The sequence below is a fragment of the Streptomyces sp. NPDC037100 genome (assembly GCF_055606225.1).
Window position 1 is genome coordinate 67,571 of sequence record NZ_JBVJSX010000012.1, and the last position, 23,529, is coordinate 91,099.

Annotated in this window: 24 protein-coding genes; 11 read left to right on the forward strand and 13 right to left on the reverse strand. The window is 72.5% G+C overall.

The genetic code is table 11. The annotated features are described in order from the left end of the window. The first annotated feature begins 92 nt into the window (after positions 1 to 92). A complete protein-coding gene (locus ACZ7EG_RS32170) occupies positions 93 to 563 on the forward strand; it encodes a DUF5709 domain-containing protein (RefSeq protein WP_471086649.1) in 471 nt (156 codons plus the stop codon). A 45-nt stretch (positions 564 to 608) separates the two neighbouring features. After that, entirely contained in the window at positions 609 to 854 is a 246-nt protein-coding gene (locus ACZ7EG_RS32175; protein WP_471086652.1) for a type B 50S ribosomal protein L31, read from the forward strand. Between the two features lie 44 nt (positions 855 to 898). Here the strand turns inward: ACZ7EG_RS32175 and ACZ7EG_RS32180 are convergent, their stop codons facing one another. Beyond that, positions 899 to 1,693 (reverse strand): metal-dependent hydrolase, encoded by a 795-nt coding sequence (locus ACZ7EG_RS32180; protein WP_471086655.1) that lies wholly within the window; start codon positions 1,691 to 1,693, stop codon positions 899 to 901. A 146-nt stretch (positions 1,694 to 1,839) separates the two neighbouring features. Between ACZ7EG_RS32180 and ACZ7EG_RS32185 the strand changes: the two genes are divergently transcribed. The 3 genes from ACZ7EG_RS32185 to ACZ7EG_RS32195 all read left to right on the forward strand — a co-directional run bounded on the left by ACZ7EG_RS32185 (position 1,840) and on the right by ACZ7EG_RS32195 (position 6,290). Beyond that, the gene (locus ACZ7EG_RS32185; RefSeq protein ID WP_471086658.1) at positions 1,840 to 4,353 is read left to right on the forward strand and encodes a DEAD/DEAH box helicase; all 2,514 of its coding nucleotides are present in this window, start codon (positions 1,840 to 1,842) and stop codon (positions 4,351 to 4,353) included. A gap of 37 nt (positions 4,354 to 4,390) precedes the next feature. After that, the gene (locus ACZ7EG_RS32190; protein WP_358562170.1) at positions 4,391 to 5,263 is read left to right on the forward strand and encodes an acyl-CoA thioesterase; all 873 of its coding nucleotides are present in this window, start codon (positions 4,391 to 4,393) and stop codon (positions 5,261 to 5,263) included. 130 nt (positions 5,264 to 5,393) lie between these two features. After that, positions 5,394 to 6,290 carry a DMT family transporter gene (locus ACZ7EG_RS32195; RefSeq protein ID WP_471087162.1) on the forward strand — a complete coding sequence of 299 codons (897 nt, stop codon included), beginning with the start codon at positions 5,394 to 5,396 and terminating at the stop codon, positions 6,288 to 6,290. Between the two features lie 512 nt (positions 6,291 to 6,802). Here ACZ7EG_RS32195 and ACZ7EG_RS32200 read toward each other — a convergent pair. The 4 genes from ACZ7EG_RS32200 to ACZ7EG_RS32215 all read right to left on the reverse strand — a co-directional run bounded on the left by ACZ7EG_RS32200 (position 6,803) and on the right by ACZ7EG_RS32215 (position 9,608). After that, the gene (locus ACZ7EG_RS32200; protein WP_471086662.1) at positions 6,803 to 7,588 is read right to left on the reverse strand and encodes an Fpg/Nei family DNA glycosylase; all 786 of its coding nucleotides are present in this window, start codon (positions 7,586 to 7,588) and stop codon (positions 6,803 to 6,805) included. A 10-nt stretch (positions 7,589 to 7,598) separates the two neighbouring features. Next, positions 7,599 to 7,970 carry a VOC family protein gene (locus ACZ7EG_RS32205; protein WP_471086665.1) on the reverse strand — a complete coding sequence of 124 codons (372 nt, stop codon included), beginning with the start codon at positions 7,968 to 7,970 and terminating at the stop codon, positions 7,599 to 7,601. A 98-nt stretch (positions 7,971 to 8,068) separates the two neighbouring features. Further along, entirely contained in the window at positions 8,069 to 8,995 is a 927-nt protein-coding gene (locus ACZ7EG_RS32210; RefSeq protein WP_471086668.1) for a DUF6397 family protein, read from the reverse strand. A gap of 199 nt (positions 8,996 to 9,194) precedes the next feature. Next, positions 9,195 to 9,608 (reverse strand): roadblock/LC7 domain-containing protein, encoded by a 414-nt coding sequence (locus ACZ7EG_RS32215; protein ID WP_471086671.1) that lies wholly within the window; start codon positions 9,606 to 9,608, stop codon positions 9,195 to 9,197. A 104-nt stretch (positions 9,609 to 9,712) separates the two neighbouring features. Between ACZ7EG_RS32215 and ACZ7EG_RS32220 the strand changes: the two genes are divergently transcribed. Then, positions 9,713 to 10,141, forward strand: coding sequence for a PPOX class F420-dependent oxidoreductase (locus ACZ7EG_RS32220; RefSeq protein ID WP_471086674.1), 429 nt, complete (start codon positions 9,713 to 9,715; stop codon positions 10,139 to 10,141). A gap of 22 nt (positions 10,142 to 10,163) precedes the next feature. Here the strand turns inward: ACZ7EG_RS32220 and ACZ7EG_RS32225 are convergent, their stop codons facing one another. The 5 genes from ACZ7EG_RS32225 to ACZ7EG_RS32245 form a co-directional block, all read right to left on the reverse strand. Continuing rightward, positions 10,164 to 10,769, reverse strand: a complete 606-nt coding sequence (locus tag ACZ7EG_RS32225) for a GTP-binding protein (RefSeq protein WP_471086677.1) — start codon at positions 10,767 to 10,769, stop codon at positions 10,164 to 10,166. Between the two features lie 88 nt (positions 10,770 to 10,857). Beyond that, the gene (locus ACZ7EG_RS32230; protein ID WP_471087165.1) at positions 10,858 to 11,268 is read right to left on the reverse strand and encodes a DUF742 domain-containing protein; all 411 of its coding nucleotides are present in this window, start codon (positions 11,266 to 11,268) and stop codon (positions 10,858 to 10,860) included. 22 nt (positions 11,269 to 11,290) lie between these two features. Further along, positions 11,291 to 11,728: a roadblock/LC7 domain-containing protein gene (locus ACZ7EG_RS32235; protein WP_471086680.1), complete on the reverse strand. Its 438-nt coding sequence runs from the start codon at positions 11,726 to 11,728 to the stop codon at positions 11,291 to 11,293. Beyond that, positions 11,725 to 14,334, reverse strand: coding sequence for a sensor histidine kinase (locus tag ACZ7EG_RS32240; RefSeq protein WP_471086683.1), 2,610 nt, complete (start codon positions 14,332 to 14,334; stop codon positions 11,725 to 11,727). The genes ACZ7EG_RS32235 and ACZ7EG_RS32240 overlap by 4 nt, the downstream gene beginning before the upstream one ends. Before the next feature lie 238 nt (positions 14,335 to 14,572). Then, a complete protein-coding gene (locus ACZ7EG_RS32245; protein ID WP_471086686.1) occupies positions 14,573 to 15,346 on the reverse strand; it encodes an MHYT domain-containing protein in 774 nt (257 codons plus the stop codon). A 152-nt stretch (positions 15,347 to 15,498) separates the two neighbouring features. Between ACZ7EG_RS32245 and ACZ7EG_RS32250 the strand changes: the two genes are divergently transcribed. Further along, entirely contained in the window at positions 15,499 to 16,098 is a 600-nt protein-coding gene (locus tag ACZ7EG_RS32250) for a class I SAM-dependent methyltransferase (protein WP_471086689.1), read from the forward strand. A gap of 38 nt (positions 16,099 to 16,136) precedes the next feature. Here ACZ7EG_RS32250 and ACZ7EG_RS32255 read toward each other — a convergent pair whose 3' ends face one another. Beyond that, complete coding sequence (locus tag ACZ7EG_RS32255) at positions 16,137 to 17,036, reverse strand: oxygenase MpaB family protein (protein WP_471087168.1); 900 nt, start codon at positions 17,034 to 17,036, stop codon at positions 16,137 to 16,139. 90 nt (positions 17,037 to 17,126) lie between these two features. Between ACZ7EG_RS32255 and ACZ7EG_RS32260 the strand changes: the two genes are divergently transcribed. Both ACZ7EG_RS32260 and ACZ7EG_RS32265 read left to right on the forward strand, forming a co-directional pair. After that, the gene (locus ACZ7EG_RS32260; RefSeq protein ID WP_471086692.1) at positions 17,127 to 17,423 is read left to right on the forward strand and encodes a hypothetical protein; all 297 of its coding nucleotides are present in this window, start codon (positions 17,127 to 17,129) and stop codon (positions 17,421 to 17,423) included. 135 nt (positions 17,424 to 17,558) lie between these two features. Continuing rightward, positions 17,559 to 18,419: a hypothetical protein gene (locus ACZ7EG_RS32265; RefSeq protein WP_471086695.1), complete on the forward strand. Its 861-nt coding sequence runs from the start codon at positions 17,559 to 17,561 to the stop codon at positions 18,417 to 18,419. A 54-nt stretch (positions 18,420 to 18,473) separates the two neighbouring features. Here ACZ7EG_RS32265 and ACZ7EG_RS32270 read toward each other — a convergent pair whose 3' ends face one another. Then, positions 18,474 to 18,656, reverse strand: a complete 183-nt coding sequence (locus ACZ7EG_RS32270) for a hypothetical protein (protein ID WP_114250647.1) — start codon at positions 18,654 to 18,656, stop codon at positions 18,474 to 18,476. Positions 18,657 to 18,813: 157 nt separating this feature from the next. Between ACZ7EG_RS32270 and ACZ7EG_RS32275 the strand changes: the two genes are divergently transcribed. Then, the gene (locus ACZ7EG_RS32275; protein WP_471086698.1) at positions 18,814 to 21,744 is read left to right on the forward strand and encodes a DEAD/DEAH box helicase; all 2,931 of its coding nucleotides are present in this window, start codon (positions 18,814 to 18,816) and stop codon (positions 21,742 to 21,744) included. Next, positions 21,741 to 23,015: an SWIM zinc finger family protein gene (locus ACZ7EG_RS32280; protein ID WP_471086701.1), complete on the forward strand. Its 1,275-nt coding sequence runs from the start codon at positions 21,741 to 21,743 to the stop codon at positions 23,013 to 23,015. The genes ACZ7EG_RS32275 and ACZ7EG_RS32280 overlap by 4 nt, the downstream gene beginning before the upstream one ends. A 64-nt stretch (positions 23,016 to 23,079) precedes the next feature. Here ACZ7EG_RS32280 and ACZ7EG_RS32285 read toward each other — a convergent pair whose 3' ends face one another. Beyond that, complete coding sequence (locus tag ACZ7EG_RS32285; RefSeq protein WP_471086704.1) at positions 23,080 to 23,418, reverse strand: hypothetical protein; 339 nt, start codon at positions 23,416 to 23,418, stop codon at positions 23,080 to 23,082. Positions 23,419 to 23,529 lie beyond the last annotated feature (111 nt).

Genomic DNA, 23,529 nt, shown 5'->3' on the forward strand with positions numbered 1-23,529 from the left:
AACCAGTGGTTCGGGCGGCGTCAGTGCTCGTGCGGCGGCGGCCCGGCACGGGTCCCGTGAGAACGGGCCCGTCCCACCCCCTGGAGGTACCCGTGAACAGCTCCGACGGCTGGGGAGACGACGTCTACCAGCCGGACCAGGACGAGCAGAGGGAGGACACGGGGCTGCTCGACGCCGAGGACACCCTGGAGTACGACGGCGTCGACGACCCCCTCGACCGGGGCTGGTCCCCTCCCGAGCGGCCCTGGGCCGTCGAGCACCTCGGTGTGACGGCGGCCGAGCGGCAGCGGGGCGAGACGCTGGACCAGCGGCTCTCCGAGGAGCTGCCGGACGCCGCCGCCCCGGACGGCGACGGCCTCGGGGACTGCGCGGGCACCGACGGGGAACTCCTGGACAACGAGGTCGGCGCCGAGCGCTCCGGCCGGCTCGTGGCCCCCGACGAGGGCGCCCACGAGGACGAGGAGGAGGCGCTGGTCGCCATGGACGTGGGCATCGACGGCGCCGCCGCGTCGGCCGAGGAGGCCGCCGTGCACATCGTCGACGAGGACACCCAGTCCGGCTGATCGCGGAACCGGCCGAGCCGGCCCGAGTCGTTCGAGGGAGCATCCATGCAGCAGGACAAGCACCCCGACTACCACCCCGTCGTCTTCCGCGACCGCGCCGCCGGGTACGCGTTCCTCACCCGGTCCACCGCGACCAGCGACCAGACCATCGAGTGGGACGACGGCGAGACCTACCCGGTCGTGGACGTGGAGATCTCCTCGGAGAGCCACCCCTTCTCCACGGGCAAGGCCCGCACGGTGGACTCGGAGGGCCGGGTCGCCGCGTTCGAGCGGCGCTACGGCGGCGGCTGAGGCACGTCTCGGGGCCGCGTTCAGATGAACTGTCGGGGCCGCGTTCAGATGAAGTTGAGCGCCGCCGCACACCCCACTCCGCCGAGCAGCATGAACACGGGCATCACCACCTTGAGCTCGACCCAGCTTCCGGCCCGGAAGCGCATGGCCTTCGGGGGCCCGATCGGGTACCAGCGCTTGCGCCCGACCGGGATGGGCCACAGGATCGGGCAGCCGGACACGGTCAGCGCGTCCCCGATGTCGTGCACGATCGCGCCCAGCACCACCGGCAGCCCCAGCCACAGGTACTCCTGCCCCGGCGCCGTGAACAGCCAGTCCGCGCCGTTGCCCGGCTTGTCCAGGACCCCCGCGAGGATCCACGCGGTGGTCGCGGCCAGCAACCACACCAGTACCTCGCTGCTGGAGCCGCGCGTCGCCCGCCACAGCAGGCCCTCGATGGCCAGGACCATGTGCACGAAGAGGATCGCCAGCACGCCCCAGCGGTCGCTGGTGATCGCCACCGCCGAGGTGCCCGCGCCGATCAGCACCGCCCACAGCCAGGTGTGCGTCAGCGTGCGGTGCCCGCCGGAGCGGCGCGGGTCGCCCTGCTTCTTGGTCGCCTTGTAGACGGCGTACGACAGCTTGTCGACGATCTCGCACAGCCAGCGCGACAGCGGCCCGAAGGACCGGGAGATCGTGGCCGCCTTGTGGTCGAGATCCGGGGCGAGGGCGGCTCCGGCGCAGATCAAGGCGCCGACAAGGAGGACCGGCCAGGGCATCGGCTGCCCGGCCGCCGCGGCAGCCGCACCGACGCCGAGCCAGGCGGCGGCTCCCGACAGTGAGTGTGCTGGTCCCATCATGGCCGCTGCCCGCCTCATTCCTCATGTGCCGCTGTCCAGTTGACCGGGCGCGCTGACGTCCCGCCGGCGCCCCAGCGTAGCGTTCGTGATCTTCGGTCCTGCAGCCGATTCCCGCATCGGGCATCGGGCCGGGCAAGATGGGGGGCGTGACCCTCATCGATCAGCTGCCGCGGACCCCCGACCCCGATGCCCTGTACGAAGCCTTCGAGTCGTGGGCCGGCGAGCGGGGTCTCACGCTCTACCCCCACCAGGAGGAGGCGCTGATCGAGGTGGTCTCCGGTGCGAACGTGATCGTGTCGACGCCCACCGGCTCCGGCAAGAGCATGATCGCGGCGGGTGCGCACTTCGCGGCCCTCGCCCGTGACGAGGTCACCTTCTACACCGCCCCGATCAAGGCCCTGGTGTCGGAGAAGTTCTTCGAGCTGTGCAAGATCTTCGGCACCGAGAACGTCGGCATGCTGACCGGCGACGCGTCGGTCAACGCCGACGCCCCCGTCATCTGCTGCACCGCCGAGGTACTGGCGTCGATCGCGCTGCGCGACGGCAAGGACGCCGATGTCGGCCAGGTCGTGATGGACGAGTTCCACTTCTACGCCGAGGGCGACCGCGGCTGGGCCTGGCAGATCCCGATCCTGGAGCTGCCGCAGGCGCAGTTCGTGCTCATGTCGGCGACGCTCGGCGACGTCTCCTTCTTCGAGAAGGACCTCACCCGCCGCACGAACCGCCCGACCGCCGTGGTCCGCTCGGCGACCCGGCCCGTGCCGCTGTCCTACGAGTACCGCTACACGCCGCTCACCGAGACACTCACCGATCTGCTGTCCGCCCGGCAGGCCCCCGTCTACATCGTGCACTTCACACAGGCGCAGGCCGTGGAGCGGGCGCAGGCGCTGATGAGCATCAACATGTGCTCGAAGGAGGAGAAGGAGCAGATCGCCGAGCTGATCGGCAACTTCCGCTTCACCACCAAGTTCGGCCGCAACCTCTCCCGTTACGTCCGGCACGGCATCGGCGTGCACCACGCCGGCATGCTGCCCAAGTACCGCCGTCTGGTGGAGAAGCTCGCCCAGGCCGGTCTGCTGAAGGTCATCTGCGGCACCGACACGCTCGGCGTCGGCGTCAACGTCCCCATCCGCACGGTGCTGTTCACGGCCCTCACCAAGTACGACGGCACCCGCGTACGCACCCTGCGGGCCCGGGAGTTCCACCAGATCGCCGGCCGTGCCGGGCGGGCCGGGTACGACACGGAGGGCTTCGTCGTCGCGCAGGCGCCCGAGCACGTCGTCGAGAACGAGAAGGCCCTCGCCAAGGCGGGCGACGACCCCAAGAAGCGCCGCAAGGTCGTCCGCAAGAAGGCCCCCGAGGGGTTCGTCGCCTGGTCGGAGCAGACCTTCGAAAAGCTCATCGGCTCCGAGCCGGAGCCGCTGACGTCCCGCTTCCGCGTGACGCACACGATGCTGCTGTCGGTGATCGCCCGCCCCGGCAACGCCTTCGAGGCGATGCGACGGCTGCTGGAGGACAACCACGAGCCGCGCAAGCAGCAGTTGCGGCACATCCGCAGGGCCATCGCGATCTACCGCTCCCTGCTGGACGGCGGCATCGTCGAGAAGCTCGACCAGCCGGACGCCGAGGGCCGTATCGTCCGTCTCACGGTCGATCTCCAGCAGGACTTCGCCCTCAACCAGCCGCTGTCCACCTTCGCCCTCGCCGCCTTCGAGCTGCTCGACCCCGAGTCGCCTTCGTACGCGCTCGACATGGTGTCCGTCGTGGAGTCCACGCTCGACGACCCGCGGCAGATCCTCGCCGCCCAGCAGAACAAGGCGCGCGGCGAGGCCGTGGCCCAGATGAAGGCGGACGGCGTCGAGTACGAGGAGCGCATGGAGCGTCTCCAGGACATCACGTACCCGAAGCCCCTGGAGGAGCTGCTCTTCCACGCGTACGACACGTACCGCAAGAGCCACCCCTGGGTCGGTGACCATCCGCTGTCGCCGAAGTCCGTCATCCGCGACATGTACGAACGGGCCCTGTCCTTCACCGAGTTGGTGTCCCACTACGAGCTGGCCCGTACCGAGGGCATCGTGCTGCGCTACCTCGCCAGCGCCTTCAAGGCCCTTGACCACACCGTCCCCGACGACCTCAAGTCCGAGGACCTCCAGGACCTGATCGCCTGGCTCGGCGAGATGGTGCGCCAGGTCGACTCCAGCCTGCTGGACGAGTGGGAACAGCTGGCCAACCCGGCGGAGATGACGGCCGAGGAGGCCCAGGAGAAGGCCGACGAGGTCAAGCCGGTCACCGCCAACGCGCGCGCCTTCCGCGTCCTGGTCCGCAACGCCATGTTCCGCCGCGTGGAACTTGCCGCCCTCGACCAGGTCGGCGAACTGGGCGACATGGACGGGGAGTCCGGCTGGGACGCCGACGCGTGGGGCGAGGCGATGGACAAGTACTGGGACGAGTACGAGGATCTCGGCACCGGCCCCGACGCCCGCGGTCCCAAGCTGCTGCTCATCGAGGAGGAGCCGGAGAACGCCCTGTGGCGGGTCCGGCAGATCTTCCACGACCCGAACGGCGACCACGACTGGGGCATCAGCGCGGAGGTCGACCTCACGGCCTCGGACGCGGAGGGCCGCGCGGTCGTCCGCGTCACCGACGTCGGCCAGCTGTGACGGGCCGGGCAGCAGCGAACACAGGAGAATCCCACCCATGACGACCAACCCTGCCGAGAGGCTCGTCGATCTGCTCGACCTTGAGCAGATCGAGGTCAACATCTTCCGCGGCCGCAGTCCGCAGGAGTCCCTGCAGCGGGTCTTCGGCGGTCAGGTGGCCGGGCAGGCCCTGGTCGCAGCCGGCCGCACCACCGAGGGCGACCGTCCCGTGCACTCGCTGCACGCGTACTTCCTGCGCCCTGGCCGGCCGGGCGTGCCGATCGTCTATCAGGTCGAGCACGTTCGCGACGGGCGGTCGTTCACCACCCGCCGCGTCACGGCCGTCCAGCAGGGCCGCACGATCTTCAACCTCACCGCCTCCTTCCACAAGCCGGAGGAGGGCAGCTTCGAGCACCAACTGCCGCCGGCCCGCAAGGTGCCGGACCCGGAGTCCCTGCCCAACGTCACCGACGAGATCCGGGAGCACCTGGGCGCGCTGCCCGAGCAGCTGGAGCGGATGGCCCGGCGTCAGCCCTTCGACATCCGTTACGTGGACCGGCTGCGCTGGACCGCCGAGGAGGTCGAGGACGCCGAGCCGCGCAGCGCCGTGTGGATGCGCGCGGTCGGGCCGCTCGGCGACGACCCGCTCGTGCACACCTGCGCCCTCACCTACGCCAGCGACATGACCCTCCTGGACGCCGTCCGCATCCCGGTCGAGCCGCTGTGGGGCCCGCGCGGCTTCGACATGGCGTCGCTGGACCACGCGATGTGGTTCCACCGTCCGTTCCGCGCGGACGACTGGCTCCTCTACGACCAGGAGTCGCCGATCGCGGTCGGGGGCCGCGGTCTGGCCCGGGGGCGGATCTACGACCGTGAGGGCCGGCTGGTCGTGTCCGTGGTGCAGGAGGGGCTCTTCCGGAAGCTGGGCTGACCCGGCCCTTCTCCGGTCGGAACCCCGCCCGCGCCGGGGTTCCGATCGCGCCCCCGAGCGGATCCGGCGACCATGGCAGGAGCAGGCACCGCCGACGTCACACGCCCGCACGATCCGGGAGGTGACCACGCTGCACACCGTGCTCCCCGTCGTGTTCGCGATCTGCGCCGCCTTCAGCAACGCGGTCGCGACCGTGCTGCAACGCAAGGCGGCGCTCACCGTGCCCGCCTCCCAGGGACTGCGGGCCGGGCTGATCGTCGATCTGCTGCGCCGGCCAGTGTGGCTGGCCGGCATCCTCGCGGTGATCGGCGCCGCCGTCTGCCAGGCGCTGGCGCTGGCCACCGGCCCGCTGACGATCGTGCAGCCGCTGTTCGTGCTGGAGCTGCCGCTCACCCTCATCGTCGCCTCTGTGCTGATGCACCGGCACCTGCCGGGGAGGGGCTGGCTGGCCGTCACGGTGGTGGTGGCCGGACTGGCGGTCGCCCTCGCCGCCGCCTCCCCCGCCGGCAACCGCACCCATGTGGCGCTGGACCGCTGGATTCCCGCGCTCGCCGTGTGCGCGGGGGCGGTCGTAGCCCTCGCCGTCGCGGCCCTCCGGCGGCCCGAGGGCCGGGCCCGCGCGGCCTGCCTGGGTGCCGCGACGGCGATCAGCTACGCGGTGACCGCGGCCCTGATGAAGGCCGCCATGCACATCCTCGACGAGCAGGGCCTCGTGGGGTTCCTCACCGCCTGGCAGACGTACGCCTTCGCCGCCACCGGCGTGTGCGCGCTGTTCCTGCTGGAGAACGCCATGCAGGCCGGCCCGCTGGTCGCCTCGCAGCCCGCCCTCACCCTCGGCGACGCCCTGGTGAGCCTCGCCCTCGGCATCACCCTGTACGAGGAGACCGTCCGCTCCGGGTGGTGGCTGCTGCCCCAGCTGATCGGCGTCGCATTGATCGCCGCGGGAGTGCTCGCGCTGGCGCGCATTCCGTTCACACAGTCGCTGGTGGCCCCCGACGACGAGCGCGAGACCGCTGCGGCGCCCTGACCGCCAGGTCCACGACGGGACGCCGCGCCGAGCAGGGGGCGATCGTCACCGGCGGGGCCGGAGGCAAGGAGGCCGGAGGCAGATCGGCCGGGGGCAGATCGGCCGGGGCGGCGGACCCGGAGGCCGTGCGGTCGGAGGCCGTGCGGTCGGAGGCCGTGCGGTCGGGGGCAGATCTGCCGGGGCGGTGGACCCGGAGGCCGTGGGGTCGGAGGCCGTGCGGTCGGGGGCAGATCTGCCGGGGCGGTGGACCCGGAGGCCGTGGGGTCGGAGGCCGTGCGGTCGGGGGCAGATCGGCCGGGGCGGTGGACCCGGAGGCCGTGGGGGGCCGGGGGCCGTGCGGTCGGGGGCAGATCGGCCGGGGCGGTGGACCCGGAGGCCGTGGGGGGCCGGGGGCCGTGCGGTCGGGGCAGGGGACCCTGAGACGGCGGGGCCGGAGGAGTCGGAGCCCGGCGCCGCGGGTCGGGGGCGTCGGGACCGCGGTGGCCCGTGCTGTCGGCCCGGCTTTCGCCGCATCACCCGTCCGGCTGGCACCGGGGGCACCACACCGTGCCCCGGCCCGCCATACGGGTCCGGCGCAGCCCGGCGCCGCACCGAGGGCACCTCGGGTCACGGTCGTCCCGGTGGCCGGTGAGCCAGGAGGCACGCGGCGGTACGCAGCCGGCGGTGACGGACGAGCGCAGGGTGCGGCGCATCTCGCTGTACAGGCGACGCCGGTCCTCCGGGGTGAGATCACGCGCCCCGTGGTCGGGGCGCAGCCGGGCCCGCCACAGGATCTCGTCGGCGAGCAGATTGCCGAGTCCGGCGAGCACGGACTGATCGGTGAGAGCCGTCTTGAGATGCCCCCGGCGTGACGAGAGCACCTCCTCGAACTCCGCACGGTCCACGGTCAGCGCGTCAGGCCCCTGTCTCCGAAGCAGCCGGGCGACGTCGGACTCGTCGTGGGCCAGCCACAGCCCCTGCAGTTTGCGCTGGTCCCGGAAGCGCAGCTGGCGGCCGCCGCCCAAGGTGAACAGGACGCGGTCATGCGTCTCGACGGGATCATCGACACGCCCGCAGACCAGCCGCCCGGTCATGCCGAAATGCAGGACGAGGGTGGGACCGCCGGTACGGGCGAGCAGCCACTTGCCGCGCCGCTCCGGCGTACCGAACCGCCGCCCTTCGAGCGCGTCCCGCAGCCTCCGGGCGTCGACCCCGTGCAGGACGCCCGGGTCCCGCACGTCGACCCGGCGGATCACACGTCCCTTCGCGCAGGACTCGAGCACCTGCCGGAAGCCTTCGACGTCGGGAAGCTCGGGCACGACCGGCGCGTCAGGTTTCCTGCAGGACGGACAGCACGTTCCCCGCCGGGTCGGTGAACCAGGCGATCAGCGGGCCGCCGCCGCGGAAGATGCCCTTGTCGTCGGTCTTGAGGTGGTCGTAACGCTCGAAGCGCACCCCTCTCCTGCCCAGCTCGTCGACCGCGGCCTCGATGTCGTCGACCGGGAAATTGAGGATGGTGAACGTCGCCGGCGTGTGGTCCGGCTTGGGGTAGACCAGGGTGTCCCGGTCACCCGCGATGTGCAGGATCAGCAGACCGTTCTCCTCCGACACCCGGAGCCCGAGCGTGTCGGCGTAGAACCCCTTGGCCGCATCGATGTCGTCCACCGAGAACCCGCTGAACGCCTTCGTCGTACCGAACATGGTCGCCTCCCGGACACAGTCTCCTCAGGGTGTGACCCCCTCGCATCCGGAAAGTCATCGGCCGACAGGCCGCCCGGCGGTGACGCCGTACCGTCGGGTCACCCGGCCGGCCGCCGGCCTCTGCGACGGAACCAGCTCAGCAGGCCGTGGGGAGGGGTGCGGCCCGAGGGCGCGGGCCGCTCCGCCGCCGGGGCGGGGGATGAGGCGGGGGATTCTGATGCTGATGGCGGTGTCGGGGAATGTGCGCTGGTATCGAGGTCGTGCCGACGGGCCGTCTCCATCGTGTGGCTCAGGTCCGCGCGGAACCAGGCCACCTCGTCCGGTTCGCTCGCCGTCATCAGCCTCTCGGCCAGCTCGGCGGTGGGTGAACCGGGTGTGCCGTGCACCGGGAGCCGCGGGCGGCGGCGGGCCAGACGTGCTCGCTCGCCGGGGTCTCGGACGATGTCCGCCACGTCGGCCGGGTCGAGCAGGGAGGCGACCGCTGCCGCGTGAGCCCACGGGTCGTCACCGGCCTGACGCGTCAGGAACCCGACGTGGCGCCCCCGCCAGTTGCGGGGCCGCCGGTCCATTCCGGCCTTCAGCCCTTCCCGGATCTCCACGGGTGTGCGGCGGGCGGTCAGCAACCGGGCGTTGCTCCTCTCGGCCGCGAACTGGCGCAGTTCTTCGGCCAGATACAGCCAGACGACGGTCCGGTAGCGGTTCAGGTAGAACGTCACCGGGACCAGCAGGCCAAAGCGCGCGAGGCTTGTGAACCTGGTGGGCGCCACCCCCATGAGCTCGGCGCCCTCCGTGGTGCCGGCGGTCGCGACGCGTTCGCGCAGGGCGTCCGGAAAGCCCTCCCCAAAGCGCAACCGGTCGAGCTCGGCCCGGGCCACATGCCTGCCCCCGCCTCCTTCGTCGGGAACGGTCCGGACGAGCCCCAGGTTCACCGCGAGGTCGAACTCGCGCCGCTTGAGTTCCAGTTCACGGGCGGCCCGGCTCGGGGCGAAGGTGGTGCGGTCGGATGTCGTGCTGATACGTGCCATGGTCGGTCTCCCCCGTGGAGTCAGCGGCTCACGCCGTGTGCGGTACGGCCGTACGCGGTGGCCGTGTGCGGTACGGCCGTAAACGCGGTGGCCGTGTGCGATACGGCCGTGTGCGGTGGCCGTGAAAAAACCGTAGCCGCTTCGGCGGATCGCGTGGCGAGCCTGTGGACAACTCCACGGGGGATGAAGAACGTGCAGGTCAGAGATCCGTGATCGGTTTGGGTTCGGGCTGGCGCGCATCGACGTCGAGACGCTCGCCCACCCGGTTGACCAGCAGTGTCATCTCGTAGGCGATCTGGCCGATATCGGCCTCCGCGCCGCTGAGGACGCACAGACAGCTGCCCGTGCCGGCCGCGGTGACGAACAGCACCGCGTCGTCGAATTCGATCATCGTCTGACGTACGCTGCCCGCGCCGAAATGCCGTCCGGATCCCTTGGCCAGGCTGTGCAGCCCGGACGACACGGCCGCGAGGTGCTCGGCGTCCTCGCGGCGCAGTCCGGTGCTCGCGCCGGTCACCAGGCCGTCGTTGGACAGGACCAGCGCGTGCCGCACTTCGTGGACGCGCCCGGTCAAGTCGTCCAGCAGCCAGTCGAGTCCCTGGTTCTGCGCCATCTTCCGTTCTCCCCGTTTTCTCCCCGTGCGATTTTCCTCCTGGCCGGAGGATTTCCCTGTCAGCCTTCCCCACGACCGCGGTCGGGGCAAGGAGGATGGGAGCCATGGCAGAGAAGATGACCGACGCGCAATGGCGGGAGTTCGTTTCCCACGGAACCCGCACCGCAAAGCTCTCCACGGTCCGGGCCGACGGGAGCCCGCACGTGGTTCCGATCTGGTTCCTTCTGGACGGCGACGAGGTGGTGTTCAACACCGGCAAGGACAGCGTGAAGGGGCGCAACATCGTCCGGGACGGCCGGATCGCCCTGTGCGTGGACGACGACCGGCCGCCGTACTCCTTCGTGGTGCTGCGTGGCCGGGCCCGCGTCTCGGAGGACCTCGACGAGATACGGCACTGGGCGACCCGGATCGGCGCCCGGTACATGGGTGAGGAGCGCGCCGAGGAGTTCGGCGCGCGCAACGGCGTCCCCGGTGAACTCCTCGTCCGTGTCACCGTCGACCGGGTGCTGGCTGAGCGGGACGTCGCGGACTGACCGCGCGGGCCCCCGTCGTTGCTCAGCCGACCGAGTCGAGCAGCCGGGCGGTGTGCATCCGCCCGGCGTACTCGACGAGCCGGATCAGCACCTCCTTCCCCGAGTCGCGGTCACGGGCGTCGCACAGCACCACGGGTGTGCCCCTGTCGAGATCGAGTGCGCGCGAGACATCCGGGGCGCCGTGCCGCCGGGAGCCCGCGAAGCAGTTGACGGCCACGACGAACGGGATGCGCCGGTGCTCGAAGTAGTCGACCGCGGGGAAGCAGTCCTCCAGGCGGCGGGTGTCCGCGAGGACCACCGCACCGAGGGCCCCTTGCGACAATTCGTCCCACAGAAACCAGAAGCGGTCCTGGCCCGGCGTGCCGAACAGGTACAGGGAGAGGCCGGACCGGATGGTGATGCGGCCGAAGTCCATGGCGACGGTCGTGGTGGTCTTGTGGTCCACGCCGTCGGTGTCGTCCACCGACTGCCCTGCTTCGCTGAGGAGTTCCTCGGTGCGCAGCGGCCGGATCTCGCTGACGGCGCCCACCAGGGTGGTCTTGCCCACGCCGAATCCGCCGGCGACCAGAATCTTCAACGCCAGCGCGGCGTTCTCGCCGTCCGGGGCGTCAGAGTGCTCGGAGCCCATTGATCACTTCTCTCTGGTGTGCCGGGTGTCGGGAGTGCGTGGGTGTCGGGAGTGCGTGGGTGCTGCGGTTTCCGTCTCTGCGTCGGTGCTACAGCGCTCTCAGGCCCTCGATCACCTCACGCAGGATGCGTTCGTCGGGCAGCTGCGCCGGTGGAACGGGACGGCTGACGGTGACGCAGCCGAGTTCGAGGAGATCGCCGAGGAGGACCCTGACGACACCGACGGGCAGGTCCGCACCTGCGGCGAGTTCGGCTACCGACTGGGTCTCCGGGCGGCACAGGTCGATGAGGTTGCGGTGTTCCGGGCCGAGCGGGGCGTCGTCCACTCCGGGTGCCCCGGGGTCCAGCGTGACCAGGGCGATCAGGTCGAACCGCACGCCGGTGGGGCCGGGCCGGGTGCGTCCGCCCGTCATGGCGTAGGGGCGGACGAGCGGGCCGGCCTCGTTGTCGTACCAGTGGCTGCCCTGCTCGCGCGGGGTGCCCGTCATGTCCTCGGTCATCTGCACGGACCGTTCTCCCGGTTCATCCGGCGGCGGGTGGCCGCGCGGCCGTGCGAGGCGCCGTGCCGAGGTGCTCGCCGACGCGTTTGACCAGGCGGGCCATCTCGTAGGCCACGAGGCCGATGTCGGCGGTGACGGCGGTGAGGAGGGCGAGGCAGGAGCCGTCGCCGGCGGCGGCCACGAACAGGAAGGCCTCGTCCATCTCCACCATGGTCTGGCGGACTCCTCCGGCGCCGAAATGCCGTCCCGCGCCCTTGGCGAGGCTGTGGAAGCCCGAGGCGACCGCGGCGAGGTGCTCGGCGTCCTCGCGGCGCAGGCCGGACGAGGCGCCCACGGCGAGGCCGTCGTTGGACAGCACCACGGCGTGCCGGATGTCGCTCACGCGGAACACCAGATCGTCCAGCAGCCAGTCGAGTTCGCCGGATCGCCGGGCGGACTGTGTGCTCGGGTCCTGGATCATGCGGGGTCTCCTTCGCTGCTGTCGCTGCCCGTGGGGCCGGGAGTGGTACCGCGGCCGGATTGCCTGCCGCCGCCGCGCGCCCAGCCGTCGCGGTAGGCGGCCATGCGGTCCCGTACGAGTTCGGGTGTTCGCTCGTCATCCAGCGGGGCGGGCACCGGCGGCTGTTCCTCGGGGCGCTTGTCGCGCAGCTGGGGTGCGAGGCTGGCCTGACGTACGCGGCGCGGGAGGTCGTCGGAGTCTTCGGGCTGCTGCGGTGGGCGGTGCAGTCGCAAGGTGGCGACTCCTGGGGGTGGGGTCTGGCTCGGGGTCTCCAGGTGACGCAGGCCGTCCGCGTGACCTGAGCTTTCCTCGTGTCGCGAAGCCTCCGCGCGACGGGAGGGATCCGCGTGAGGCGAGGTCTCGGACTCCGCGGCGGACGGCACGGGGGCCACGAGGGCCCGCCGGTCGCTCTGGGCGGGGAAGGCGTCCTGGTGCGGTGTGTCGTCGGGCACGCGCGCGTAGGCGCGTTCCTCGGACTGCCGCGCGGGTTCCACCGCTTCGGGGGAGCGTGCTGCCGCGCCCGCATGGAGGAGAGCGGTGGGCAGCAGGACGACCGCGGTGGTGCCGCCGTACGGGGAGGTCCTCAGGTGGACCTTGACGTCGTGCCGGGCGGCGAGCCTGCTGACCACGAACAGGCCGAGCCGGTCGCTGTCGAACAGGTCGAGCGCCTCGGACTGGGCGATGCGGCGGTTGGCTTCGGCGAGGGTCTCCTTGCCCATGCCGAGGCCGCGGTCCTCGACCTCGACGACGTAGCCGTTGCCGACGGGTTCGCCGGTGACGCGCACCCGCGTGTGGGGCGGGGAGAACTGGGCGGCGTTCTCGATGATCTCGGCCAGCAGATGGGTGAGGTCGGCGACGGCCGCCCCGACGACGGCCGCCTCGGGGAGTTGCCGTACCTCCACGCGCGCGTAGTCCTCCACTTCGGAGACGGCCGCGCGGACCACGTTGGTCAGGGAGACCGGCATGCGCCAGGCCCGGCCCGGCGCGGCCCCGGAGAGAATGATCAGGCTCTCCGCGTGGCGCCTCATGCGGGTGGTGAGGTGGTCGAGGCGGAAGAGGTCGCTCAGCTCGTTCGGATCGTCGGAGCGGCGTTCCATGCTGTCGAGGAGGGCCAGTTGCCGGTGGACGAGGATCTGGCTGCGGCGGGCGAGGTTGACGAAGACGCCGGAGATTCCGCTGGCGAGTTCGGCGCGTTCCACGGCGGCCCGCAGCGCTGCGCGGTGCACGGTGGTGAGGGCCTCGGCGACCTGCCCCGTCTCGTCCTCCGCGGGCGCTTCCGGCGGGGCCTCGGCGCGGATGTCGATCTCCTCGCCCGCGCGCAGTCTGCGCATGGCGTCGGGCAGTTTGCGCCGGGCGATCTCGAGGGCGCTGTTGCGCAGGCCTTCCAGTTCCACCACGAGGCCGCGGCCGATGCGCACGGAGATGACGAGCGAGGCGGCGACGGCGGCGAGGCCGAGCAGGACGGCGGCGCCGGCCGGGGTGAGCAGGCCTCGGGTGAACGGGTCGGCCCGCTCGGCGACCCCGCGTGCCGCGTCGTCCTCGATGGTGCGCATACCGTTCTGCACGCGTGCGTGTGCCGTGTTCCAGGTGTTCTCGGGTGCCGCTTCGACCGCCTTCGCGCCCGGCCCCCGGGTGAGGACGACGTCCTCGGCGTCCCCCAGGCCGGCGTAGGCGCTGCTGTCGGCGAGGGCCTCCCACGCGGAGCGTTCGATGCCGCTCAGGTCCGCGACGGCCGACTCGGTGAGCGTACGGCGCAGTTCGACGGCGCCCGTGAAGAGCCGCAGTCGCTCTCCCGACAGGGTGCCGTCCAGGCGGGCGCTCGCCAGCAGCGCGTCCTCTCGGGCCAAGGCCTCGCCCGCGCGGGCCAGTTCGAGCAGCACACGCGCGTCGGATCCGAGGTCGGCGTCCCGGATGCCGGTGAGGACGCCTCCGACGCCGAAAGCGGCCGAGATGGTCCGGGTGTAGCGGTCGTACGTCTCGGCCCAGCCGGCGCGCCGCTCCCGTACCGCGGTGCGCAGTGGCCGCAGTTGCTCGGCACCGGAGACGAACGTCTTCAGCCGCCGGGCGACTCCGGTGGGCAGTTCCCCGCTGTCGGCGACGGTGGCGCCCTGTCCGAGCCGTAGTTTCGCGACGGCCCGGTCGGTGCGCCGGGCGAGCTCGTCCAGTTCGTCGGTCCGGACGGCGGACGGGTGGGTGGCGTGACGTACGGCAGCGGCGCGTTCGGCCTGGAGGGCGGTGACGGCGGCGGAGACGGGGGCGCGGACCATGGCGTCGACGCGCTGGACCTGCCGCAGCCTGGAGACGTCCTGGGCGGTGGTGACGGTGGCGTACCCCCACAAGGCCAGGAGGGAGACGACCGGCACCATCAGCAGGCAGACGATCTTGGCGCGTACGGTGCGGGGGCGTATGCGCCAGCCCACCGCGCGCGCGGGCGCCTCGTCCGGCGCGGCGTCCGAGGGCGTGTCGGGGCTCTCGTCGGCCGGTGGCCCGGCGTGCGCGCGGCGTCCGCGCACGGGAGGGGACGGCGTCTCGGCGCCGGCTGTGGCGGTCCTACGGGGTGTGCGCATGGACTCCTCGCTCGGGAGTGGGTCGGAGGGCTGAGGGCCGGCGTCCTGGCAGGGGGCACCCGTGAACCTCGGAGCGCCTGGCCGGGCCGGAAAGGGGGCTGTCCATGCGGGCGGGTACGCCACCGCCACCCGGACCGTTGAGACGGCCCCACCTCGTCCGCCGGGCGCGCTCGCCGCGAGGCGCGCCCTGGCCCCGGGGCCGCTCAGCGACGGTCTGGGGTGTCGGGCCGCCTCGTGGCTAGGGGGCGGCGCTCTGAACGGGGCGCTGAGCCGAGGCGGACGCCGCACGCTCCCCCTGCGTCGGCGACAGCGCGACGAAGGCCGACGTCAGGAAGAGGTAGGAGCCGAGGCCGACGGCGAGGGGGAAGATGAACTGCATCGCCGCGGCCCCGGGCAGGGCCTCCCCCGAGGGCGTGACGCGCACGCCCACCGCGAACATCCCCGTGTAGTGCATGCTGCTGACGGCAGCGCCCATGATCAGGGAGGCGATGGTGACCGCCACGGGCGACTTGATGTTGAGGGCCGCCCACAGGGCCGCCGTGGCGGCGACGACGGCGATCAACACGGAGAGTGCGACGAGGAGCGGGTCGTAGGTCACGTCGCCGTGCAGCCGGACGGCCGCCATGCCCAGGTAGTGCATGCTCGCGACGCCGAGGCCGGTGGTGAGCCCGCCGACGAGCAGGGCGCGGCCGCGGTCCTTGCTGTAGCCGACGGCGAAGACGCCGGCGCAGACGACGACCATGGCGACGAGCAGGCTCAGCAGCGTGAGCGGCACGTCGTAGCGGATGTCGGTGCCGGTGACGCCGAAACCGAGCATGGCCACGAAATGCATGGTCCAGATGCCGGTGCCGATCGCCGAGGCGGCGGTGACGAGCCAGTTGCGGCGCGAGCGCCCGGTGGTGGCGAGCGCGCGGACGGTGCAGCGCAGACCGAGCGCGGCGCCTGTGCAGGCCATCACGTACGACAGTGCGGGGGTCAGCCACCCCAGGGCTGCGTGGTCCAGGTGTCCCATGGCCCCGGGACGCTAGACCCGGCACAGGCGCACGAAGGGGGCGCGTTTCGAAAGGTGTTGGAATATGACCCGTGGCTGTACCGGAACGATCGGGTCGCGCTCGAACGTGTGCACTGAGGCGTCATCCGTGCCGGTGAGGAATCATGCGGTACATGAGCGACGAGCAGACGCGTGTCCAGGAGTTCTTCACCGCCCGCGCCGCCGACTGGGACAGCCGTTTCCCCGACGACGGTCCTGCCTACGCGGCCGCGATCGCCGAGCTCGGACTGCGTACCGGCGACCGGGTGCTGGACGCGGGGTGCGGCACCGGACGTGCCCTGCCGCCGCTGCGAGCCGCCGTGGGGGCCTCGGGGGTGGTCCTCGGGGCCGATCTGACGCCGGCCATGCTGCGCGAGGCCGTGCGGGCCGGGCGGGACCGTGACGGGCAGTTGCTGCTCACGGACGTCGCCGCGCTGCCCCTGCGCTCGCGGTCGCTGGACGCCGTGTTCGGGGCGGGTCTCATCTCCCACCTCGGGAGCCCGGCCGAGGACCTGCGGGAGCTGGCACGCGTGGTGCGTCCCGGTGGGGTGCTGGCGCTGTTCCACCCGATCGGCAGGGCGGCTCTCGCGGCACGCCACGGCCGCCCGCTCACCCCGGACGATCTGCGTGCCGAGCCCAACCTCCGCCCGCTGCTGGCCGGTGCGGGATGGCGCCTGACGTCGTACGTCGACGAGGATTCCCGTTTCCTGGCGCTCGCCGTACGCGAGGACTGAGCCACCGCGTCGCCGTGCCCTGGGCGTCCGGCCCCGCGTCACCCCGCCTGGGCATCCGGCGCAGCGTGCCGCACCGGGCAGCCCCGGACGCCCGGGACCGGGCGGGTGCCCAGGTCGGCGAGCCGGTAGCCGTACGGGTAGCCCTTGATCTCCCGGTTCTGGCGGGCGAAGTGCGGGGTGCGCCGGGGCGGCAGCAGGCGAACGGCGCGGCCCCGGAGCCGGACGGCACGCCGCACCCACGCGCGCGTGGCGGCACTCGGCGGGGTGTAGCGGAAGGCGTGCAGCAGCGCGTCGTCGAGCAGCGCGAGGGTCGTGGTGCGCAGCAGGGGCGCGAGGGGGCCGGGGTACCAGGAGGCCATCAGGCGGAGCGTGGCGTCCGAGACGCGCCGGGCGTCCTCGTCCCAGGCGAAGTGGGCGGCCTCGTACGCGTCGAGGCAGCTCTCGAACTCCTCGTAGGTCTCGGGGATCTCCTTGATTCCCATGTGCCGGCCCAGGGTGCGGTAGTGGACCACACTGGCGACGATCTCGTGGCGTGACATCCTGCGCCAGCCGTAGGCGTCGATCCACCGCTTGGGCATCACGACGAAGGTGCAGAGCACGTAGCGCATGTCGTCGTCGCTGATGTCGTAGCTGCGGTGCATCTGGTTGATGCGGCGGACCGCGGTCCTGCCCTGCTCACTGCCGAAACCGTGCTCGACGATGGTGTCCAGCAGCAGCGAGGTGTCGTCGTAGCGCTTCTGCGTCCGGTCCGTGAGCTCAGCCGTGCGTGCGAGCAGCCTGCCGATGGCGGGGACGGCGTACGTGCGGTACAGGGCCAGCTCCAGGGCGCGTGTGAAGTCCCAGGGGAACTCGTACGCCACGCTGAGCCGGTAGATCTCCGTGGCCTCCTCGTACGGGTCCATCCGCCGGATCTGTTCGAGCCGTGAGAAGCGCTTCACCGTGCCGTCCCCCTTCTGCCACAGGTTCTGCAACTTTACGTTGGTGACCGGGAGATGAACGACCGGCCACGGCAGGGGAAGGTGGTCAGTATGTGGGGCAGGTTCCGCAGAGCCGGGGGAAGGGTCGCCGATGTCTTGCGCACGGAGCCGAAAACCGGTGGGGACAAGCGTCCGCACAATCTTTTCGAGGCGGCGGCGACCTACGTCACGGCCTCCGCGGAGAACGACCCGGAGCGGGCAGACGAAGCGGCCGGCTGGGTGTCGCCGGAGGCGCTGTCGTTCGGTGTGAACGAACTGGCCTGCCGGGCCGTGGTCGCGCTGGCCCGTGAGCGCGGCCGGCCGCCGGAGACCGTGGCCCGCGAGTTGCTGGGGCTGCCGGCGGCATGATCTGCAGGTCCCGGACGGCCGATTCGCCCCGTCCGCCGGAAAACTGCAGCTCCGAGTGCGCCTGCGAGGCCGTGACAAGGGGCTTGCGGGCGCATTAGGGTGCGCGCCGGTGGACGAACCGATGGGGAGGCTGGGATGGCCGGGACGGACGAGGAAGCCGTCGCCGCCGCGGACGATGCGCTCTATGTGCTCACGGCGGTGCTGCTGACGCCGGCGAAGTTCCCGAGTGTGCTGGGCGACGACTATCCCGAGGCATGCGCGGCGCTCGGCCTCGCGCCGCTCGCCGACGGGTACGGGCTGGTGCTCGGCCAGGACGGCGAGGGCGCCCGGTGGACGGTGGCCATCGACGACGTCTCGCTGGTGGCCGTCGCGATCGCGTCCTGGGACTGCGGCATGGAGTACGAGCTGTCGCCCGACGAGCGCACGGTCGTCGCGGCCCTGCCCGGCTGGCCTCTCGCGGTCGCCGTCGCGGCCCCCGGGGTGCCCGCGCCGCACGATCCGGGTCCGGAGGCCGACGACCGGCCCCCGCTCACCCCGCCGGACACCGGCGTCTGGGGCCCCGCCCAGCGGCGTCTGGGCGCGGACGAGATCGCGCTGCAGTGGGCCACATGGCGGGAGCAGGTCGACGACGCGGAGTTCCCGGCGCCGGAGTCCGCTGAGGCACCGGCGGACGGGAGCGGGGCGGCCGACGGTCCGGACGGGAGCGGGGCGAACGCCCAGAAGGGTGGCCACAGCGGCATCCGGCGCGTTCTCGCGGAGGCCCGCGCCTACATCGACTCGCCGCCGCCGCTGGGCCGGGTCCGGTCGTCCTTCGCGCCGGGTGACGCCCGGACCCTGCGGGCCGACGGTCCGGGCTGGTCGCTGGTCGCGAGGACCGACGACATCGCGTTCGTACTGCTCGACGAGGAGCCCGGTGAGGTTCTGCCGGTCGGCAGAGGGCCGGAACTGCCGAGCCTCCTGGAGGCACTGGACAAGATGGCCGTACGGCCGAACTGAGCCGGTGCGGCCGGGCCCCTGCGGTGCCCGGCCGGGTCGTACGGAGCCGGCGGCTCAGCGGCCGAGTTCCTTGCGGGTGGCGCGGCGCAGCCTGCGCCGCTGCGATGGGTCGAGGGTGAGGTACGCGGCGGCCGGGACTCCCAGGATGATCAGGAGCGCTGCCCACCAGGGCAGCCAGATCAGCAGGATGAGCCCGACCGCCACACCGCCCGCGGCGATCTTGGCGTTCTTCGACATGACTGTCGCCTCCTTCGCGGCCACTGCCGCTCTCTGTCTCGAAAACGGACCCGCGTCCACGGCGGTTCCGGACCGCGACCCTGAGACATCCCTGAGGTGCGCCCCGACGCACCCCTGAGACCTCCATAGTGACCCAGCTCACAGCACAGCCATACCCATGCGCACCGAAAGTGCTGTACTCTCAGCGGCTCCGCGCCCACTAGTCAAATTTGAGGACTACGCCATAGCCAAGCGTCAGAATCACCCGGCACCCTCCTCCGGCAATTCCGAACTGGCCTTCTGCCGCGCCGTGTTCCTGCCCGGCGATCCCGCACGCACCGGCAGCGTCGCCTTCTGGCGGCCTGACGGCGCTCCCCTTCCCGTGGTGGCGTCCGCGTCCGTCACGGACCTGACGGTCGCCGTGCCTCACGACGGTGGGGTCGGGGAAACGAGCCTGCCCGCCGTCCTGGTGCCCGTTCGCACGGCCTTGCCGGTCCTCACGCGCGCGCGTGCCGGCGGGCAGGGGCACCGGTCCACCGTCTTCTGGGGCGCGGCGGCCCTGCACGCCCTGCACCTCGTCGCCCGTGGACTGCTGTTGCCGGGGCTGTCCGCCGGCGACCACGACGCCTGGCGCACGGGTCCGCTGCGCGCCCAGGACATCGAGGCCGTGCGCCGTCTCGCCGCCGCGATGCCCCCCGAGGCGCACGCCGTGCCTCTCGAAGGCACCCGGCCACTGCGGCTGCCCGACCCGGAGCAGCTCCTGCGCGCCTTCCTCGACGCGGTCACCGACACCCTGCCCCGCTCCCCCGCCGCACCACTGGTGACGGGCGGCCCCGCCTACGCCTCGCCGGATCCGTTGCGGTTGCCCGAGCAGCGCGCCTGGGCCGCCGATGTCGCCGCGGGCCACGACGCGGGCGTCCGGTTGTCGCTGCGGATCGAGGCGGACGGACTCACCGAGTCGGCGGACGACGGCGCGGGCGTGACGTTCCGGGCCGTGCTGCAGGTGCACAGCGTCAGTGATCCGGCGCTGGTCGCGGACGCCGCGGACGTCTGGGCCGGGTCCCTGGGCGAGACCTTCGGCCCGCGGGCCCGGATGGACGCGCTGCTCGCCCTGCGCCGTGCGGCCCGGGCCTGGGCCCCACTTGCGCCCCTGCTGTCGGCGACCGTGCCGGACGCGGCCGAACTCGCCGACGAGGACGTCACCGAGCTTCTCGGGACGGGCGCCCGGGCGCTGAGCGCGGCCGGGGTCGATGTGCACTGGCCGAAGGGACTCTCCCGTGAGCTCGGCACGCGCGCGGAGGTGGGGCCGTACGACGGCGAGCCGGAGTCCGGCACGTCCTTCGCGGCCATGCCGTCGTTCCTGTCGGCCGACGCACTGCTCGCGTTCACCTGGTCCTTCGCCCTGGGCGACCGACGGCTGGACCGGGAGGAGCTGGACCGTCTGGCCGAGGCGAAGCGGCCGGTGGTGCGACTGCGTGACCAGTGGGTCCTGGTCGACCCTCAGGAAGCGCGCCTGGCCCGCTCCCGGCAGGACCGCCGGGTGACGCCGGTGGACGCCCTGGGAGCGGCCCTGACGGGCTGGGCCGAGGTGGAGGGCCGCCGGGTCGAGGTGCGGCCCACCGGATGGCTGGCGGATCTGCGGGAGCGGCTCGCGAGCCCCGAGGGGCAGCAGCCCGTGGAGCAGCCCGCCGCCCTCGCCGCCACCCTGCGGGACTACCAGCGGCGGGGCCTGAACTGGCTCGCGAGTATGACGTCGCTCGGCTTGGGCTGCTGTCTCGCCGACGACATGGGACTCGGCAAGACGATCACGCTGATCGCCCTCCATCTGCACCGCCAGTGCGACGCACTGTCCGCCGGGCCCACCCTGGTGGTCTGCCCGACGTCTCTGATGGGCAACTGGCAGCGGGAGATCGAACGGTTCGCGCCCGGCACACCGGTGCGGCGCTTCCACGGGACTCGGCGCGGTCTGGACGACTTGGCCGACGGGGAGTTCGTGCTCACCACGTACGGCACGATGCGCCTGGACGCGTCCCGGCTCGCCGGGGTGCCGTGGGGCATGCTCGTTGCGGACGAGGCCCAGCACGTGAAGAACCCGTACTCCTCGACCGCGCGCGAACTGCGTTCCATCGGCGCACGCGCGCGCGTGGCGCTCACCGGCACCCCGGTGGAGAACAACCTGTCGGAGCTGTGGGCGATCCTCGACTGGACGACTCCGGGGCTGCTGGGCCGGCTCGGCACCTTCCGCCGACGGTACGCGGAGGCCGTGGAGGGCGGCCAGGACCCGGCCGCAGCCGACCGGCTGGCCCGGCTCGTGCGGCCGTTCCTGCTGCGTCGCCGCAAGTCGGACCCGGGGATCGCGCCCGAGCTGCCGCCGAAGACCGAGACCGATCGCGCGGTGTCGCTCACCCAGGAGCAGGTGGCCCTGTACGAAGCGGTGGTGCGGGAGGCGCTCGCGGAGATCTCCGGCGCCGGCAGCATGGAGCGGCGGGGCCTGATCGTGAAGCTGCTGACCGGGCTCAAGCAGATCTGCAACCATCCGGCGCAGTACCTCAAGGAGGAGCGCCCCGTGATCGCCGGGCGCTCAGGGAAGCTGGAGCTGCTCGACGAGCTGCTCGACACGATCCTCGCCGAGGAGGCGGGCGTGCTGGTCTTCACCCAGTACGTGCAGATGGCCCGTCTCCTGGAACGGCATCTTGCCGCCCGCGGCACACCCTCGCTGTTCCTGCACGGAGGGACGCCCGTCGCCGAGCGCGAGGCCATGGTGCGGCGCTTCCAGGACGGCGAGATCCCGGTGTTCCTGCTCTCGTTGAAGGCGGCGGGCACCGGTCTGAACCTCACCCGGGCCGAGCACGTCGTGCATTACGACCGCTGGTGGAACCCGGCCGTCGAGGCACAGGCCACGGACCGCGCGTACCGCATCGGCCAGACCCGCCCCGTGCAGGTGCACCGGATCATCGCGGAGGGAACGATCGAGGACCGCATCGCCGACCTGCTGCTGCGCAAGCGGGAGCTGGCGGACGCGGTCCTGGGGGCCGGTGAGGCGGCGCTCACGGAACTGACCGACGCGGAACTGGCGGATCTGGTCGAACTGCGAGGAGGCCTGCGATGACACGGCGCGAGACAGACACGGAACGCACCTTCGCGGCACTGCCGCCCACGCACGGGCGGGGCTTCGCGCAGACCTGGTGGGGGCTGGCCTGGCTGCAGGCTCTCGAAGGCACGGCGTTGGACTCGGCGCAGCTCAAGGCCGGCCGTCGGCTCGCCCGCGCGGGTGCGGTGGGCGCGGTGTCGGTGCGCCCGGGGCGGCTCACGGCCGTCGTCCTCGACCGCGACCGTACGGCGCACCGGGCCGACGTCCTGCTGGAGGAGCTCTCGCCCGAACAGTGGGACCGCTTCCTGGACATGGCGGCGGAGCGGGCCGGTCACGTGGCGGCGCTGCTGGACCGGGAGATGCCGCCGCACCTGGTCGAGGACGCGGCGGACGCGGGCGTCGAACTGCTGCCCGGCCTGGGTGATCTGGAGCCGGAGTGCGACTGCGGGGCCTGGGACCACTGCGGGCACACGGCGGCACTCTGCTACCAGGTGGCACGCTTGCTGGACCAGGACCCGTTCGTACTGCTGCTGATGCGGGGGCGTACTGAGGGCACGGTGCTGGACGATCTCCAGAGGCGCAGCAGTGCGTCCGCCGCGCAGGCGTCGGCGCCGGAGGGCGTGGACGCGGCCGAGGCGTACTCGGCCGGTGACATCCTGCCCCCGCTGCCGTCGCTGCCCGCTCTGCCCGACGAGCCGGGGGCGCCGCCGTCCCTCGACACCGAGACGCCGCCCGCCTCCGGCCTCGACCCCGTCGCGCTGGAGTTCCTGGCCGCCCGGACGGCCGTACGGGCCCACGGCCTGCTCAAGGAGGCGCTTCGGGGTGGCTTCCCCGCGGAGTTGCCGCCGGCACAGGACGCGGTACGGCTGGCCGCGGGCGATCCCGGGCGGGATGTCGCCGACCGGCTCGCCGACGGGTCGGGGCGCGGACGGGAAGGGCTGGCGACGGCCGTGCGCGCCTGGCGTCACGGCGGGACGGCCGCGCTGTCCGTCCTCGACGCGCAGTGGCGCGTGGAGGGCGAAACGCTCGCACGCGCGCGTGCCGCCCTGGACTCGGCCTGGGACACCGGCGAACGGCCGGAACTGCGGGCACGGGGCAATCGGTGGACGGTCGTCGGGGCACCGGTCCAGCTCCGCCTCGCCCGGGACGGCCGCTGGTGGCCCTACCGCAAGGAAAGCGGCCGCTGGCAGCCCGCGGGAGGCGCCGCCCAGGATCCGGCGACGGCCCTGGCCTCGGTGACGGCCCCGACTTCGGCGGAACTCGCGCCGAGAGATGAAGACTCCCCTTAGGGGGTACGACCCGCAACGGGTTCGCCTGGTTGAAGACCTTCGAGGCGGCACAGCGCAGCAGGTGTCATGGCAGAAGCTCGCCGGGGTCCAGGGACGGGACGAGCGATTCGAAGCCGCTCGGCAGATCGCTCGGCAGCCGGGTCGGGAAGCCCGACGGCAACCGGGTCGGCAGCCGGCTCGGCAGGCTGGTGGGCAGCTCGGTGGGGATGCCGAAGGACGGGGCGGGTGTGCGAGTCGTGCTCTCGCCGGGCGGCTCCCCGTCCGACGAGTCGCCACGGCCCGAGGCCATGAGCACCACGAGAGACACGGCTGCCACGGCCACGAGCACGGCGAGCAGGATGAACAGCGGATTCCGGCGCCGGGGAGGCCCGGGCGGGTGGGGTGGTACGGGCGGCAGGGCCATACCGTCCAGCGTCGCCGCGCACCGCTCGCGCGGGGAGGGGCGTACGGAAGCTGATACGGACTCATGGCGTGGATCGGACGATTCCGCGGCACGACAGGGCCCGTCGGCCGG